Raw genomic sequence first — 17,513 nt, forward strand, 5'->3', positions numbered from 1 at the left:
ATTTAGATTGTCTTTAAACGTACTGAAGATCTTTCCTGAACATCATCTATTTTAATTGTTTCTTTCTGCTCTTCAACTATCTGTTCATTAGAGTCAGGAGCAATAGATAATTGGATTTTCCTGTCAATGGCCGCGAGTTCGGTTTTTAGTTCACTCAACCTGCTCTCCTTTTTCCACGTACCGTTGACAACTTCCTGAAGTACAGGTATATCTTTTTGCAGATCGGCAATTTTCTTTTGCTCCTGCTCGATATAGCCAGGTATTTTTTCCAAAGCACTAAGAAAATTCATTGACCCAAGCTTTACGTCATTAGCAATCAAACCATTGTTATAGGTGTATTTTATGTTGCCTTCACCCTGTACCAAGAAACGATTGACCCTAATATCAACACCCTCTTTTTCAGACATTTCAGTTTTAACCAATAACGTAAACCCATACAGGCTGCCTATTTCTTCGTACTGACCTCCAGTACGGGCTTTATCAGCAATCTGATTAAGCTTGGCTCCAATCTCTTTCATATCTGCATTGGGTGATAATCCATCAAGCTGTACAGGATTAAGTATCGTACCATCCTGTCGTTTTTGTAGACGCTGATGCAGGTTTTCCCAATCGAGACTCATTCTTTCCAATCGTGACCTAGCAGACTCCAGTGTAGTGATACTGTCTTCCAGTTTGTACTTGGAACTGAATTTGGAACGATTAAATGCCTGCTTCTCACTTTCCAATCCAGCGACCTGTTTTTCCAGTTTTGCTTTTTCCAATAAATCTGTATTCCCTGAAAGGATAGCTACATATTCCGAGAAATTCATTCCCGATTTTTCATCCATGCTTCCCTCGTCAATGGTACGCTTTCCGAGATTGTTAGTTTTGAGCTGGTCAATAAAAAGCTGTTTATTGTACAGTAGGTTAAACTTGTAGCTGTCTAGTGATTTTTCTACAGCATAGATAATTACATCTACCTTGTTATTGGCAAAGAATTTGGCAATTTCATTGCCTTTACGAACGGCCCTTCCGTCACGTTGGGCAAGATCGCTTGGCCGCCACGGCGTATCTAAATGATGGACAGCAACTGCTCTTTTCTGTGCATTTACACCAGTTCCCAACATACCTGTAGAACCAAACAGAACACGGATTCTTCCATCATTCATTCCACTGATAAACTCTTTACGTTGCTTATCATTTTTAGCTTCCTGTATAAAACGGACTTCATGTGGTGGTATGCCGTGATTTTCTACAAGTTTACGTTTTATTTCTCCATAGACATTCCATTCTCCAGGTTTGTAAGTACCTAAGTCTGAAAAGACAAACTGCGTTCCTTTCTGCGAATGGAATTTTTGGTAATATTTAGCTATGTAGGCAGCACAATGAGAAGCTTTGCTATCGGGATGGTCATCGTATTTTCCGCTTACCATCCGCATATCGAGCGACATCTTACGGGCATAATCTGTAGCAATCAACATCTTTGCTTTTTCTTCCCGATCTGTCAGCGGAGGTCTACCTAATAAGATCGCATTACCTGATTTTGCAAACTCCATCAATTTCTGGATGAATACTACCTGATCCGGTGTAGGCGGTATATTATAAAGCACCTCGTTCTTTTCCGGACGATCTATACCAATATCCTTAGCGGTTCTGTAATCTGTGATTTCCGAATAAAACTGTGCCAGTTCCGGCACTTTGATAAAGTAACGAAAGCGCTCTTTTGACACAATATTATTGGCGACTGAAAACTCATAATCGGTTGTTTTCCTTGCATATATAGCTGCCCATGCATCAAAACAATTGATACCCTGTTTTTCCAATGCTCTTGGACGCAGATATTTGAATAATAGATATAGCTCGGTTAAGGAATTGCTGATAGTTGTTCCCGAAAGAAAGGTAGCGCCCATATCTCCTTGTATGCGATCCTGAATGGTGCGGATGGCAAAAAGCAGATTCATGGCTTTTTGACTTCCCATCATATTGCCCAAGCCTGCAACCCGGTCATGGCGGGTATTGAACATCAGATTTTTGAATTGGTGGCTTTCATCAACAAATAAATGGTCGATGCCCATCATCTTAAAGTCCACTACATCATCTTTTCGGTTTTCGATGTCGTATTCCAAGGTTTTCAGTCTAACTTCAAGGTTTTGTTTCCTGATGATTACACCTTTGAGCATTCCCCTTGAAATCTCTTTGCCCTGAGCTTCTAAGGCGGCAAGATTATCCTCCACGCTGTTGAGTTCAACTTGCAGGATCTCCTTTTGCAGTTCTGGCGACTGAGGTATCATGCCAAACTGGTCATGGGTCAATATCACACAGTCCCAATCGTTGTTTTTAATATCTCCGAAAATCCGTTGCCTTTTCTGTGGGGTAAAATCTTCTTTACCAGGATACATAATTTTAGCGTGTGGGTAGGCTTCACGGTACGTTTCTGCAATCTCATGAACATTGGCTTTCAATCCTATTATCATAGGTTTGTGAACCATTCCCAAGCGTTTCATCTCTTGTGCTGCGGTACACATCACCAATGTCTTTCCTGCTCCAACTTCGTGATCGCAAATCGCACCCTTGTTCAGTTTGATCATCCATACTGTGTCCTTTTGGCTCGAATACAGGTCATTAATACCTAAGCCTTTTCTGTCTAGTCCAGGAAATTCCTGATGACTTCCGTCGTATTGCGGTCGTACAAAACAGTTAAAGGTATCGTTATATTGTTTGGTTAGTCTTTTTTTAAACTCATCATTTTGGGCGTTAAGCCATTCGGTAAATGCTGTACGAATTTCATCAATCTTGGTATTCGCTATCTGTATGGCTTCCATATCCCGTACCTTGATCTCCTTATCATCAATTATGACCTTTTTAGTAATATCAGGAGTGGTGTTAACTAATGCATTTTTCAGCAGAGCAATCCCGTCAAATGTTCGACTTTCTGACTTGACGGCATATTTATCCCATATATGTACATTTTTCTGGTCGCATTTTATAGAAAAGTCATCAGAAGTCTCAGAATATTGAATGCGCACCTCCGTATCGAAAAGATGAGAAGCAAAGAGAGCATAGATTCTAGTTGGTATCCAGCGTTCACCAAGATTGAAATCTAACTCTTCAAAATCGATACTTCTTGGTCTGGCTTCTTCCAAAGCAGTAAGGCTTTCTTCGGACTGCTTATCATCGGGACTGCTTTCGAGGTAGGTTTTTACTGCTGTGGCTTTCTCCACTACATTGCCAGCAATCCATCTTTCAGCTATTTCATATTCCTTTTCCAAAGGATTGTAAAAAATACGCCCGTGTAATGCCTCTTTCAAATTGTCGGATAGCATACCGCTGATTTTGGACATATAACCCAGATCAACCCTGCCGTATTTGTTCAGCGATGCGGCTAATGCTTCATCAGGATTATCAGCAGTCAATGTTGTAATGGAGAAGCTTACCGGACGGTGGAAGATATCTGCCTTATGTACCACACCGCCCACCACACGTTCCAGATAAGGGATTTCCTTACCGGAACTGTCTGTTTTGATAAGCTTGATATTATCAGCACTGTTTAGGTTGCCGTAGCTTTTTACAAAGGCATCGTAAGCCTTATTAAATTTTTCTCTCTCTTCTTTATGTTCAATTTGCAGTTTGGCTTCCTTCTGATATAAATCGAGATAGCTATCCCGTACAGAAATATAGGCTTCAGCCCTTGCTTTCTGCAAGGAAGATAATTGCAGAGGGTGAAACATTGCCTGCTTCTTTTCACTTTCAAAGTCTTTGAGATAACCTACCCAGCCGTTATCCAATGCAAGGCTATCGTTACGATGAAAAGACTGTATTCCCTTGGTATAAATTGCAGGTTCGGGAATAGTTTTCTCTGCGGTAATCTTTTCGATCAGACCATTTCTGCTCACTACTGAAAACAAATCGCCAATAACTTCCTCCGCATTACTTTCACTTGGAGTATTATTATTTACTGGAGAAATAGTAACAGGAGGTTGCTGCATCAAACCGCTGAACAGGTTTCCCTGATATCCGCTCACAGTTCTTTTTCTTTTGGCTGGTTGTTTTGTTGTTGCAACTGCTTTAACAGGAGCGGCAACAGCCTTCAGTTCTTCTAAATTTTCAAAGAGATCAAAAATGCTCAGTTGCCTTTCCTCTTTGACAATGTCCTTATTTGTTGTTGAAGCAGATAGAGTCTGTGTTTTGAATGTAATGGTTACGGGCCCGGAAACGGCAGGTGTAACCGTTGGTTTTATCGGAATTTGTACAACAGACGAATCGTTCCGTTCACCTTTATACAAACCAATATCAAGATGTTTTCTAAAATCCTCCGATAGCATTTGCTTTAGATCTTTGGCAATTCCCTCCACACCATTCGTGTGCGTATAGATAAATGCAGGTTGTCCGTAAGGATCAGTTCCAAGCACACGTGTAGTATGGACAATCCTTACGTTATCCTGAAACAAGGCATTGTTTGGTTTATTGTATTCCGCTATTTCGCTTTGACAAAACAGTTCTTCCGCTTGGGTCAAACTTTTCTTTGCAGAATTTTTTTGAAGGATTATCAAATCGCTACCGACTTCCGTACCGGCATAGTCAGTAAATAGGTTGTTTGGCAATCGAACTGCTGAAACCAGATTATTATCCTGCATCAATGTCCTGCGTATAGGTTCGTTCTTCGGACTGTTCAGTACCCCTTGTGAAGTGATAAAAGCCAGCACACCTCCTTCTCGGAGCATATCGGTTCCTTTCATGAAAAAGTAATTGTGTATGCTTCGGGCCGCCTGTACTTTTGTAGTATCCTTGCTTCTGGAATAGGAAAGATCAAAAACGGAAGTATCACCGAAAGGGATATTGCTGGCTACTATATCGTAGCTATTTAGTTCTCTTTCTGGTATTTCTTCAAAACCGTTTATTCGGACAGCACTGTTGGGATAGAGCTGCTTTAAAATTTTTCCTGTAAGCAAATCCTTTTCATAAGCGGTAACCTGGGGTGAGTCTCTATCGGCAAAAGATTGTATGAAAGAGCCAATACCGGCAGAAGGTTCCAGAAATTTTTGGATGCTTACACCGCTCTCCTGTAAAGAAGTGGAAATGGCATCAATCACCAAAGGCGGCGTGTAAAATGCCGTAAGTACGGAGCTGCGCATACTATCCACATAACTTCGGTATTGCTTTTCATCAGCGGCATTTTCATTTAGTAGCTGATGGAGTTCCTGTGTAAGAGGAAAGAGTTCGTGTTCAGTTTTCCTCCAATGGTTAATGTCTATCGGGTTTTGGGCAGGGTTCAACACGAATTTAAGACCGCCAAATCCGCTGTATTGAATCATTAGCAGTCTTTCGCCTATCGTGGCTTTCCGTTTCTCCCTTTCCAGTTCAAAAGCAATTCGTAAGGCATCAATATTCCTTTGGAGATGTTGACGTTTACTGAAGCCCATTTTCTTCTATCCAAATGGCTATAGTTCCAGTCAGTTCAGTATAGAGCAGGTCAAACTCCGAAGAATAGGCAAAGTCATCCTCCAATTTGTAGTTTGTAAAAACAGGGTCGCAAACAGGCAACATCTTTAAGGCAAACGGTCGTAGTTCTTCGTCTGCCATTGTAGTATCAAACTCATTGCAAACCACCTGAAAAACGGTATCAAATCTGGAGAAGTACAATCCTTCAAATAAAACATAATCAGCAATATGATCGCATTGACTGACGGGGTTTCCTGCCCGAAATGCTCCTTCATAAGCATTGGAAGCCCAACTTGAACGCTGGGCAATAAATTTAACATCATACGTTTTTTCGGGAAAGCTTGTAGTCAATAATTCTTGTAGTCGTAACCTGAAATAAGACAGGTCTTTTTGATGTGTTTCCATACTATATTTTGTTTATAATTTTGCTAAACGGATAAAATTTGAAGCATTCTGCCAATCTCAATATCCATTCTTGAAAAGGCAAACCATTTTTTACCCAGATCTTTAAATGATACTCCAATATGATAGAGTTCGGTATTATAATTATGAGAAAACGGTCGTGGTCATCCTTTTACGGCAGTATAGCTGCGGAGCACAGATAAGAGCATAGCGATACCTTGTTCGGTAAAAGCATAAGGCAGATAACGCCTTCCCGCATAATTCAAACTTGAGTTCACAAATTGTGACCTCAAGGTTATAGTATCAAATTCATCTTGGGTCAACTGGAAACGGAAGTTTTCAGGAAAGCGGTCTATATTCCGCTTTACAGCCTGATTAAAGACTTTAGTTTCTACCTGATAAATTAGATTTTTCAAATTCAAAGGAGCTTTCCCCTTTTTCATTCAATACAATATAGGCCTCGAATTTCTTTCCAGCTTTACTTTTCATTCCTCTTATAAGAGAAGTTTTGCCAGTATTGACAAGACTTTCTATATCAGTTATGCTTACATGCACACCACATACATTTCGGAACTGTACCCAGTTGCAGACCTCATCAGGACATTTAACAATTTTATCCCTAATAATCAGTTGCTCCTTTTTGCATTTAGGACAAACAAGGGTAGGCGTGTTTTCTTGTGCAATGGCCGTTTGCAGCAATTCATTGGTAATAGATGTGGCATAGATTTCCATTTCTTTTTGAAAAGCTTCCGCATTACTTTCGTTGTTTTCAATTTTCTGCAAAGCCAGCTCCCACTCTGCGGTCATTGCTAAATCGGCAATTTTCTTGTCTTTGACCAGTTCATAGACTTGCAATCCTTTACCGGTAGGTATCAGGGATCTATTTTCCCTTTGGATATAGTTACGGCTAAACAGGGTTTCAATAATGGCGGCTCTTGTGGCTGGTGTACCAATACCTACGTTTTGCATTGCTTTTCGCTCCTCTTCATTTTCAATCTCCTTTCCTGCCGTTTCCATAGCTGATAAAAGTCCGGCCTCAGTATAAAGCACAGGTGGTCTGGTTTTCTTTTCCAAAACCGAAGCATCTTTGATTTTGAGTTCATCACCTTTTTTTAGTTCGGGTAATTCCTGCATAGGTCCAGTATCATTATCTGAAAAACTGCCTTTGATGGACCGCCAACCTGGTTCCAATATCTTGCAGCCTTTCAGGGCAAAATCATAATGCAAAGCCTGTAAAGTAATATCGGTTATCTCTTTTGTACAGGCTTGTGAAATTGCTTCAAGTAGTCGAAAGGCAATCATATTGTAAACGGCATTTTCCTTTGCCTTTAATGCCGAAGGGATTTTGTCCGTAATCAGCAGACCATGATGATCTGTAACACGAAGGTCGTTTACGATACGTTTATTGAAATGCCCCCATTTCACTTTGGTTATTGCTCGCTTGAAGGCTACCATTTCCTGCAAAGCCCTGATAAGATTTGGAATCTCTGCCCACATATCTTCAGGAATATACTTACTCCCAGTGCGTGGGTAAGTAATAAATTTCTTTTCATACAGGCTTTGGACAATGTTCAAGGTTTCTTCAGCCGTCAGATTCAACTTTTTATTAGCTTCTTTTTGTAAGCCAGTCAGATCAAACAGCAAAGGCGGTTGTTCCGTCACATTTTTGGTTTCTACAGTGGTGACCGTAACTGTATTGCCATTTCTTTCCATGGACTTTAATATATTTTCCACCAGCTTTTTATCTTGCCATTTGTTTTTGGAAAGGCTTTTAAAGTCTATGAACTCTTTTGTATGGGACACCTGTATTTGCCAGTATTGCTGTACCGAAAAATTTCTATTTTCCAGATAACGCCTGCATATTAAAGCAAGTGTAGGTGTCTGTACTCTTCCAAGCGAATAAATCCCGTTGCCTGCAGCAATGCTTAATGCCTGAGAAGCGTTGATGCCCAAAAGCCAATCAGCTCGGCTCCTCCACTGCGCTGCCTGATATAATCCGTCAAAATCGCTACCAGGTTTTAGGTTGTCAAAGCCCTGCTTGATTGCCTTTTCGGTCAGCGAACTAATCCAAAGACGTTCAAAGGGTTTGTTGCTTTTGAGGTATTCATAGATATAGCGGAATATCAGTTCACCCTCACGCCCGGCATCGGTTGCAACAATTATCTTTTCACTACGATTAATGAGATGTTCAATTACCTTTAACTGCTTTAACGCTCCTGTATCTGCTATATAGATTTTGTCTTTTTTGACTTTTCGGACGGTCAATAAAAAAGGATTGGGAAGTATCGGCAAGGACGATTTCTGAAACCCGGAAATGCCGTAATCTTCCGGCATACCCAATCCAACCAAATGTCCAAAAGCCCACGTAACATAATAGTCGTTACCTGTCAGATAACCGTCCTTTTTTTCGGAGGCTCCCAACAGGCTGGCTATTTCCCTTGCTACACTTGGTTTTTCAGCAATAACTACTTTCATGTGTTTTTTTTTACTGTTTTTTATTTGTCACATGGAATGCAAAAGGCATTTCATGACACATTACATTTTACGTCCTTTAGATTTGGCCGGCGCTTTGGCTGCTTCCTGTTCCTCCAGCTGTTCCTTGCTGTCGGGATTTTTTTGTCCTGATTTTAAAGGCTCTTTGATATTCTTGGTCGCTTCATTGGTTTTGCCTTCAGAATTGACTGCCGTCTGTGTTTTATGAGCTTCAGTAGGTTTTGCCTCTTCTTTGATTTTGTTCGGGTTTTGAAAAGAAAAATCTGTTTTGTTTGTCCCCTTGTTGAAAGTAATGTAGCCATTGTATTCTTTACCTTTCTTATCCACCAATCCACTAACATAAACAGTCTGACCGTCTTTGAACTTTTGATATTGCTCATCATCTAGTTCTTTACCTCTAAAAGTTTTCGGAGTTTCCAGCGATTGTTTTTTCTCATTACCTTGTACCTGCTTATTGGTATTATTCCTGTCAAACAAGAACTCTACAAAACGTTTGTCGGCATTGAATTGTACCTCTGCATCAAACGAAGTTCCTTTTTTGGAAGTCATACCCTCTATATGAAGCGGCTTACCCTCCATAAGGGTTTGCTTTTGTACATCATCCAGTTTCACGCCTTTGATCTCATCAGGGATTTTGATTTTGTCTGTTCGCAGAGCAATAAGCTCATTAGTCAGCCTATCCACGCTGACAATAGAGAGAATGGTCTCATTAGTTTTAGGATTGATCAGATTGACCACACGCCCCATATTGCCTGTTTGGAGCAGGTTCTCTTTATCTTCCTTACTGAACTCATGACCGAAAAAAGCAAAATTCAGATTAGGTTCTTTGCGGATACCATGAATAGCAACCACAACCGCTCCTTCATCATTTTGTTGTAAAGACAGTCGTGCATCCATCCGAGTAACGGCAGTGCCGAGATTAAGGCTTACTGGTACAAGCTCATTGGTTTTAAAACCTCTCAATAAAGGATCAAGGAGGTTCATCTTTTCAAGTTTTTCTTTATTCAATCCTAGATTGTTCATTGTTTCCCAGTCAATCTGTTCTGGTTTGTAACGGTATCCACCTGTTTCCGATGTTGTCTGTGTTGTTTCCATACTATTTCTATTTTCTTGTTTATTATTATTTTTATCAGGTTCTGCTTTCACTTCGTGTTGCTTCATCAGCTGTTCTACTTCGGGAGTTGGTCTATCCATCTGTTTTTGCATTTCATTTGCCATATCAATAGCGACAGGTTCAGTAACTTTGAAAAAGGAAAAACGAGTAGGATCCTTTAATTGGCTGAAAAAATTAGAAAAAAAGTTAGAAAATAAATCGCCATTCTTATCCACCCGCATAAACTGGTTCTGGTTTTTCTTTATAGGTTCAACGGTTTCCAGCTTGCCATTTTTATCAATGCCCTTTACAGCCTGAATTTTCTTTTTCTCTTTATCCAGTACCAATAATATCTCAGATAATTGTTCGGGAGATTTTGGTGTATCTAAAGTTTGTTCGCTCATAATCTGAATATTTTCTATTTCTATGCCGAAAGTAAAGAAGCTGCCACTGTTTCTCTTTGGTTGGCTTTAATTGACATCATTTGTCAGCCGTTGACTTTTGCTTTGGACAAGGGAGAGGTAAAGCTTTCTCTGATGAACTGGTGCACATCTGAGAGCTTATAATAAATTTTTCCACTAATAGTATAATAGGGTAACTTACCGGAAGAGCGGTAACGCTGCAAGGATCGTGGGCTTATCTTCAGTATTTGTAAAATATCCTGATTGTCCAACAGCTCTTCTCCATCAATAATCGCATGTTGATTTTTAGTCCCACTTGCCAATTCCATAAGGATGTCAAATCGCTCCATTATTCGCTCCATCCAAGCCATAAATTCTATTCTGTCGATATTCATAATCAAAAATTTAGGTTCAATACGCAGTATGTAGCAATTCTTCCAGATAGAGGTACTGTTTAAAATGCTTTTACAAAATTCAGTTGCTTTTGTTGGATTTTATCCCAATGGCTTTCGTAGTACTGAAAAATTTTAACATTTAAAATTCTTAAAGCCTTGGTTTTACTGGAAAATAATTCTCCATAAAATGATGATTTCTTATTCGATTTAAAATATTCTCTTTTTAGGCTCCAATTATTTGAGTGATCTTCTCATGAAAAATGAGTGAAACCATGATTTCTGTTTTTAGATTAGTACTGTTTAGTATGTTTTTATAAAATTCAGCAGCTTTTATTGGATTTTATCCCCATGGCTTTCGTAGTATGAAAAAAGTAAAAACCTTAATTTTTCTGATAATTGTTCTTTGATTGATTCTGGCATAAAAAAAAGCAGTATATCCTTTTAAAATCAGGATTTACTGCTTGTGGGCATAGTGGTTAAGGCTTTATTCTTGGTCTTCTCTATACATTTTTTGCTGTAGGTTTAGCGTTAATTCCTCCAGAAATTTTGTCTTACTGCTTTTACGTGCTTTAATTTCAGTATAGGTTTTATAAATGTTATCTAGTTTGATGTTGAAAAAATCTTCAAATGATGTCGTTATCATATTAATATCTGCCGCACCATGATTGATTGTTCCATTAGAAAACAAGGCGTAGATTAATTCTGTCAAAGCTGTTTTTGGCCCTGTCCATACCAATACTTTATGCTTTTTTTCTTCAAAAATATCAGAATCATCCACTTTTAGTCTTTTTAGTGCTTGTCGGATGTAATGAATAAATCGATACATCGCCTTTACTTTTGCCCAGAGCATGTCTTGCGATGTTGAAAATTCCGGAAATTGGTAATAATCAGTCATAGGTGTAAAGGGAAAATTATCGCGATGGTTTCGAGTAAAGAATTGATGATCCAGATAACTGTATCCTTGTTCCATATAATGCACAAAATCGGCATTTCTGTAAAAGAACTTATTAATTTTCCGCAATTCTTTTTGGAGGAATTCGACTTTATAAGTGTTTCCCGCTTTTGGCATTCTTAGCTCGCAGGAACGCACTTCTGTAAAATAGATCAATAAACTCATAGGAACGGGTTTGATATTTTTGAAAAAATCGATCTCCTCCGGAACGGTGTTGAAATCATTTTTATCAACTATCTCTTTTAAGTTCGTTAATGTTTTATTACACAATACAATTCCATTGCAAGCCTTATTTTGCATTGTATCGTTTGCCTCTAAAATTTCATTGCAGACAGCATTAAATGATTCAATCGCTTTTTCAAACATCTTTTTAAATATTAGTTGTCAATATCTTTCGTCATTTTGCAATTGATTTGTAATCATTTTGCAAAGTATTCATAAGTTCCATTGCGTAATTGTCTCTTGCCTGAACATAGGCTACTTTTGGAATTATCCTAGCTCCTAATTTTCTTTTTTCAAATGAGGCTGACACTCCAAAATCTATCTTTTGAAGTTGCAACTCATTAGCTCTTTTTATGGTTTGAAATAACAATTGCCTGTACAGTTGGTATTCTTTCGCCCATTTATAATCCATACCTATTAATTCCGGTACATAGGTATGATTGTCATTTTTGTAGCAAAACATAACTCCTACAAATGGATTTTCAGGCTCTACTTTCAGGGCTAATACTATAAATTCCCAGTTGGGACTTTCATTCATGTTTTCGAAAATTTTTTGGGTATATCGGAATGTATTGATAGCGTAATTATTGTCTTTTACATTGTTGTAGAGTTGATATGCTCTTCCTATTTCTGATTTGCTCAATTTATCTTTTATTACAACATCATAGTACTTCTCATAAGGTTCTATCTCTTTATTGAAATGTTTACGGGAACGCAACGATAATGTTTTTGTAAACTCTTCGTGTGAATGCCAAACTTGATTTTCAATTACACAGGATTCCGGCATGTCTATTTTGAAATAACCTTGATCTACTATTATTTTGTTGTAGCTGTTGTCTTTTTCGAAATCTCTTAAAACTAACATGTCTGCATTTAAGTCATTGAATTTTTCTTCTAGCTTATCCAATAATAGTTTCAATGCTTTTTCTGCCAAAGGATGTTCCTGATTGATAAAGCAGTGTTCTCCTTCGGTAAATAGAGAGCCCATACCCAATACTCTTGAGGTGAGGTATAAAGGATTAGTCTTTCTTATTTCTTCCAAATGGATAGAAACCGACTCAGTAGCCAGCATGTCGTCTTTCCAAAGACCGTAGGTAACAAAGGTCATTAATACTATGATACCTTTGTTGTCTTTAATGATATAATAGTAAAAATCCCATTGGTTAGTCGGGTCTGGATGCTGACTAAATGTTTTTTCTAAATAAACAATTCCATCCCAATCGAAAATATTTTGTTTTCCCATGTATTGATTCCATGCTGATTTTTCAATATCTTGAATGGTATTTTTTTCTTCGATAAAAAGCTCCTGCTCTTTTGATTGTGAAATATTTTCTGCTTTTTTATTGTCCATTCCAAAAGCCCGTCTGATTTTGATTTCACTACTATTTGTTTCTTCCAAAGCTTTGGGAAAATGGTATTCCATTGCATCAGCTAAGGCTGTAATATCTTCTAGCTTATTGTGGCTCGATAATGTTATTCTGATTCCTGTATTCTTTATTGGAACTGCTGGATAAATTCCCAAGTTCAGAAAAAATCCTTCTTCAAATAGGCGATGCACAAACTTATAAGCTGTTGCAGGCGTACCCATACCCAAAAAGAACACTGGCGAATCATTTTTTGAAATTATGGGGAGGTTTCCGTTTGATAATAACTGGTTAAAATAATCGATTTTATCCGCTAGCACTTTTTGTTTCAATTCTATTTCAGGAGATAAATGAATGTCTGCCGAAGCGATTGCTGCTGCTACAGATGCAGGTTCTAACTGAGCGGAAAAAGTTAATGGACCGCCGAAATTTTTGATTTTATCTCTTAGTTTCTGATTCCTGCAAAATACCGTCGCACCACTGGCTCCAAAGGTTTTGCTTAATGTACTCACCACAATACAATTTTCTGGAAGTTCTTCTATCATATCAAAAATAAAACCAGTTCCATTTTTACCTCGCCAACTCATACCATGAACATCGTCAAAATAGAGATTAAGCTGAGAATATTTTTGAGTCAAAGCCAATAATTCTGGGATAGGTGCATAATCACCAAACATGGAATATACACCATCAGCCATATACCAGATTTTATTGCATTTGGTAGTTAATTGTTTGATTTTATCTTCTAACATTTCCAAATTACTATGTCTGATCATCTCCACTGGAATTCCCCGTAGCTTTAAAAGCTGACACGCATTTTGTACACTCCAATGTACTTGATGATCCATTATTACGGCATCTTCATCTCTTATCAATGTCGGGATAACAGCTAAATGTCCTAATGTACTGTTCTTTGTTATAATGGGTGGTATACCATACATTAATTCAATTTTTTGCTCTAGTTCACTGTAAAGCGGATGCGAAATATATGACTTTGAAAGTGGGAATTGTGTACCATAATTGTTTATGGCTGCTATTGCAGCCTCTTTCAACCGAATGTCTTGTTCGAGTCCCAAGTAACCTGTTGTACCAAAATGAAACATTTCCTTTCCCTTAACTTGGATTGTCCTACCTGTCAATTTTTTGTCTTCTGCATATAGATGTAGTAATCCTTCTTTTTTTGCTCCTGATAAAACCTCATCAACTGTGTCTATGAAATTATTGTGCTTAATTTTTGCCATTTTTAAATTGTTTAAGTTGTTTTAAAAATTTAGATATCTAAAATTCATCATAAAAATTGAAAGTTATTTCATCCAATACCTCAATACTCCCGATATAACAAGTCAAAGTCCCGAATTGACAACTAAAACTTCCAAATTGCAACAAATAATCCCAAATTGGCAAGTGTCTTATTAATAGATGTTTATATTTTTGTTAAATTAGAAAAATTAAATTCGTAAAACATGATTGCAGCACATGATTTTTATGAGAATGATTTTGCTAGGTTTTGGATCTCTGGGGGCATTCTCTTTTTTGAATACAAGCCTAATACTACTATTGATTTAAGGGTAGCCCAGTGCGTTGTAACCGATAGAATTCATTTTCAAAACGAATGTACTTATCCTATTTTATGTGATATTAGGGGTGTTGTTGCTACTGAGAAAGCTGGAAGAGATCATTTAGCACAGTCGGGCTCTATTTTGACGCAAGCAGTAGCACTTATTGTAAATGAAAAACTTTCCTTGATTATTAGTACTTTTTATGTAGAGATTAGTAAGCCCTCTGTACCTACTCAAATTTTCACGAAAGAAGATGACGCTTTAATTTATCTAAAAGGGTTTGTTTAGCGTTTACTATAAGATAAAAAATTAAAAGTTGAATCTTATGAATAAAACATACAACGAAGAGCGTATTGTTACAATTCATCAAATGTTATTTGAGATGGCACGTGGCAATTTCAACACGCGCATTCCTTTAAGTTCAAATGATGAACAATTGGAAACGCTAGTTGTTTTAATTAATATGGTAGCGGAAGAAATGCAGGAGTCGGTTTTTCAAATTGGTTACATTAATACACATAAGACCCTTCAAGTTACAGCTATAAGCACATTTGTTTTAGATTCGTCTTTTTTAATCAAGAGCTTTACTCCTGAAGTTACTTCCTTTTTGGGTCATTCCGAATCTGAGTTGATCAACCTATCTTTGGCGGACATTATTACTACAGCTTCTTTTGAACAACTTCAAGAAGTAGTTGATGCAAATAGTACTTTGCCTACAACTATTACATTAGATTTTACACCTAAAGAACATTTACCTATTTCGGTTGCCAGTAACATTGTAAGGTTGGTTAATGGTTCGGAAATTATAATAAATCTGGTTACTCCTGCACGTCAAGATACTTATAGTCCTTTACTGTATGGGAATGAAAACGAGAAACATAATAAAACTCGAAAGGCAGATGCGTTATTGATTCAAAAACTTTATGATTATATTTTAGCACACCTTGAAGAACCCCTTCCCTCCTTAAAGGTGCTTTCTTCTAAATTTGGTACTAATGAACATAAATTAAAAGATGGTTTTCGCCATTTTTTTAAGACTAGTATTTATCAGTTTTATAATCAAGAGCGTCTCAAAAGAGCTTTCTTTATGATTGAACATACTGGAATACCGTTAAAAAATATTTCTGTCATGAATGGTTTTAATAATTATCCAAATTTTTCAAAATCATTTAAAAAACAATTTGGTTTTTCTCCCAACGAATTAAAGCGAAATGAAGTTGGTTTTATTTCGTCAGTTGAGGATTAAAGTTATCCGTTTTAGTCATCTCTTACTCCCAAAAAGACAACTATAGTCATTTTATAATTCAGAATTTTGCTTTAAATAAAAAGTACTATGAAACTGAATATTAAATTACAAAATGTATTTTTAGAGATGGTCTGCTTCCTGTATATCATTTTGTTTACGTATGCTGCAATCAGTAAACTAATTGATTTTGAAAACTTTCAAACACAATTAGGCCAGTCTCCACTTTTAAGTGCTTATGCTGCTTCTATCTCGTTTCTTGTAATTTTTGCGGAATTGGGACTAGTAGTTGCTTTATCTCTGCGAGTAAGTCGAATAAAGGCCCTTTATTTATCAGTGGGCTTAATGACTGTTTTTACTACATATATTATTTTGATTTTGAATTTTAGTTCGTTTATTCCATGCTCTTGTGGTGGAATTTTAGAAAAGTTAGGATGGAATGAACACTTGATTTTCAACCTTTTTTTCATTTTCATAGGTAGTTGTAGTCTGTTGCTTCATCAATATGATAAAAAAGGGATTATCTCACTGTTATTAATAGTAGTATCAAGTGTGCTTTTCGTTGTTTTTTTATTTCTATCATCAGAGGATACTATGAAGAAGCAAAATCCATTTATTCGTCGATTTACTCCTAACGTTGCATCAAGGACTTTAACAAAAAACTTAAATAATTATGGATTTTACTTTGCCGGCCACTCTAAAGGAAATATCTATTTAGGAAATACCATTTCTCCTTTAACTATCATTGAGTTTGACAGCACATTGCAACATAAAAAACAATATTCTATTCAACTTACTCCGGATACTTTACCTTTTAGAGCCGTTAAAACAAAAATTTTGGGTGCTCATTTTTTTCTTTATGATGGTTCTATTCCTATCATTTATCGGGGTTTAGTTTCTGATTGGAAAGCTACCATTTGGGTTACCAAAAAACCTTACTTTACTACATTACAGCCAATTGATTCTACTCTTTGTGTATTTAGAGGGCAACAATTAGGTACTTACGAAAATATATTGGGTACAATAGCTTTAGATGATTCTTTAAAAATTAGAAAGCAAAAGCACTTATTACAAAAACAAATAGACGGTATTTTTGACACGGACGGAACCCTGACTTACAGTGAGGGTTTAAAGAAAATCGTTTATACGTATTTCTATCGGAATCAATTTATTGTAGCCGATACAGCTTTGCAACTTGTCCATCACGTTACGACTATAGATACCACTACCAGAGCTAAATTAAAAGTAGTCAGAGTCAAAAAATCAGGGGATAGTAAACTTGCAGCTCCGCCTTATACTGTTAATTTAAGAAGTGCTGCCTTTAATGAACTTTTGTTTAATCAATCAGGGCTTCGTGGTCGTTACGAAAGTAAAAAAAACTGGGACCATGCTTCTATAATTGATGTTTATGATATTACGAATAAAATCTATTTATTCAGTTTCTACATCTACCACGAAAATAAAATGAAAATGAGTGATTTATTGATAACTGAAAAGGCCTTGTATGCAATAGTAGGACATCAAATTGTAAAATATACTTTTGGGACCCCAATGTTAACGCAACTAAAAAAATAAAATGAAAGATATACTGGCCGGTATCAGGGGTAAGATCGAAAACCTGTAGAAAAGAGTAGATCGAAATAATAATTATTAATTTTTTTATTATGAAAACAGATTTTTTAAAATTGATGGTGCTTCCAATGGTAGCATTCTCATTGGCTAGTGCTGCTGCTGTAACCACTAGTACGGCTAAAGAAAGCCAAACGGCTACTGCAATTATTAATGGTTATATCCATTCACCACTCCCTTCCAGTTGTAAACTGGTAAACGTAGATTGCGATGTTACTGGAAATGCTTTTTGTATGAGTGGTTCTTCACAAGTATTCGATAAAGATAGTGAAACGACCTGTTCTACGCCGCTTTTTAGAACTGTTAATCCGTAGATTAACGAATAAGTGCAGTTTTTTCAAA

General features: G+C 37.1%; 12 protein-coding genes. 4 read left to right on the forward strand and 8 right to left on the reverse strand.

What is annotated here, in order from left to right; genetic code table 11:
- Positions 1-2: 2 nt before the first annotated feature.
- The 8 genes from ACZ2G0_RS11920 to ACZ2G0_RS11955 form a co-directional block, all read right to left on the reverse strand.
- Positions 3-5,399: an N-6 DNA methylase gene (locus ACZ2G0_RS11920; protein WP_132067530.1), complete on the reverse strand. Its 5,397-nt coding sequence runs from the start codon at positions 5,397-5,399 to the stop codon at positions 3-5.
- Positions 5,386-5,823: a DUF1896 domain-containing protein gene (locus ACZ2G0_RS11925; protein WP_132067529.1), complete on the reverse strand. Its 438-nt coding sequence runs from the start codon at positions 5,821-5,823 to the stop codon at positions 5,386-5,388. Before ACZ2G0_RS11925 ends, ACZ2G0_RS11920 begins: the two co-directional genes overlap by 14 nt.
- Before the next feature lie 161 nt (positions 5,824-5,984).
- Positions 5,985-6,263: an ORF6N domain-containing protein gene (locus tag ACZ2G0_RS11930; protein WP_086452588.1), complete on the reverse strand. Its 279-nt coding sequence runs from the start codon at positions 6,261-6,263 to the stop codon at positions 5,985-5,987.
- Positions 6,205-8,295: a type IA DNA topoisomerase gene (locus ACZ2G0_RS11935; protein ID WP_417982765.1), complete on the reverse strand. Its 2,091-nt coding sequence runs from the start codon at positions 8,293-8,295 to the stop codon at positions 6,205-6,207. The genes ACZ2G0_RS11930 and ACZ2G0_RS11935 overlap by 59 nt, the downstream gene beginning before the upstream one ends.
- A gap of 60 nt (positions 8,296-8,355) precedes the next feature.
- Positions 8,356-9,810 carry a DUF3945 domain-containing protein gene (locus ACZ2G0_RS11940; RefSeq protein ID WP_417982763.1) on the reverse strand — a complete coding sequence of 485 codons (1,455 nt, stop codon included), beginning with the start codon at positions 9,808-9,810 and terminating at the stop codon, positions 8,356-8,358.
- 83 nt (positions 9,811-9,893) lie between these two features.
- Positions 9,894-10,202, reverse strand: a complete 309-nt coding sequence (locus ACZ2G0_RS11945) for a helix-turn-helix domain-containing protein (RefSeq protein ID WP_086452585.1) — start codon at positions 10,200-10,202, stop codon at positions 9,894-9,896.
- Positions 10,203-10,686: 484 nt separating this feature from the next.
- Positions 10,687-11,520, reverse strand: coding sequence for an RteC domain-containing protein (locus ACZ2G0_RS11950; protein ID WP_113667154.1), 834 nt, complete (start codon positions 11,518-11,520; stop codon positions 10,687-10,689).
- A 31-nt stretch (positions 11,521-11,551) separates the two neighbouring features.
- Complete coding sequence (locus ACZ2G0_RS11955) at positions 11,552-13,981, reverse strand: bifunctional aminotransferase class I/II-fold pyridoxal phosphate-dependent enzyme/GNAT family N-acetyltransferase (RefSeq protein ID WP_086452583.1); 2,430 nt, start codon at positions 13,979-13,981, stop codon at positions 11,552-11,554.
- A 222-nt stretch (positions 13,982-14,203) separates the two neighbouring features.
- On the opposite strand from ACZ2G0_RS11955, the gene ACZ2G0_RS11960 reads away from it, so the two are divergent.
- The 4 genes from ACZ2G0_RS11960 (at position 14,204) to ACZ2G0_RS11975 (ending at position 17,485) form a co-directional block, all read left to right on the forward strand.
- Positions 14,204-14,587, forward strand: coding sequence for a DUF7793 family protein (locus tag ACZ2G0_RS11960; RefSeq protein ID WP_086452582.1), 384 nt, complete (start codon positions 14,204-14,206; stop codon positions 14,585-14,587).
- Between the two features lie 37 nt (positions 14,588-14,624).
- Complete coding sequence (locus tag ACZ2G0_RS11965) at positions 14,625-15,545, forward strand: AraC family transcriptional regulator (RefSeq protein WP_132067398.1); 921 nt, start codon at positions 14,625-14,627, stop codon at positions 15,543-15,545.
- An 87-nt stretch (positions 15,546-15,632) separates the two neighbouring features.
- Entirely contained in the window at positions 15,633-17,117 is a 1,485-nt protein-coding gene (locus ACZ2G0_RS11970) for a MauE/DoxX family redox-associated membrane protein (RefSeq protein ID WP_086452580.1), read from the forward strand.
- A gap of 89 nt (positions 17,118-17,206) precedes the next feature.
- Positions 17,207-17,485 (forward strand): DUF6520 family protein, encoded by a 279-nt coding sequence (locus tag ACZ2G0_RS11975; RefSeq protein WP_086452579.1) that lies wholly within the window; start codon positions 17,207-17,209, stop codon positions 17,483-17,485.
- Positions 17,486-17,513 lie beyond the last annotated feature (28 nt).

It is taken from the genome of Flavobacterium sp. KKT103 (assembly GCF_055640565.1).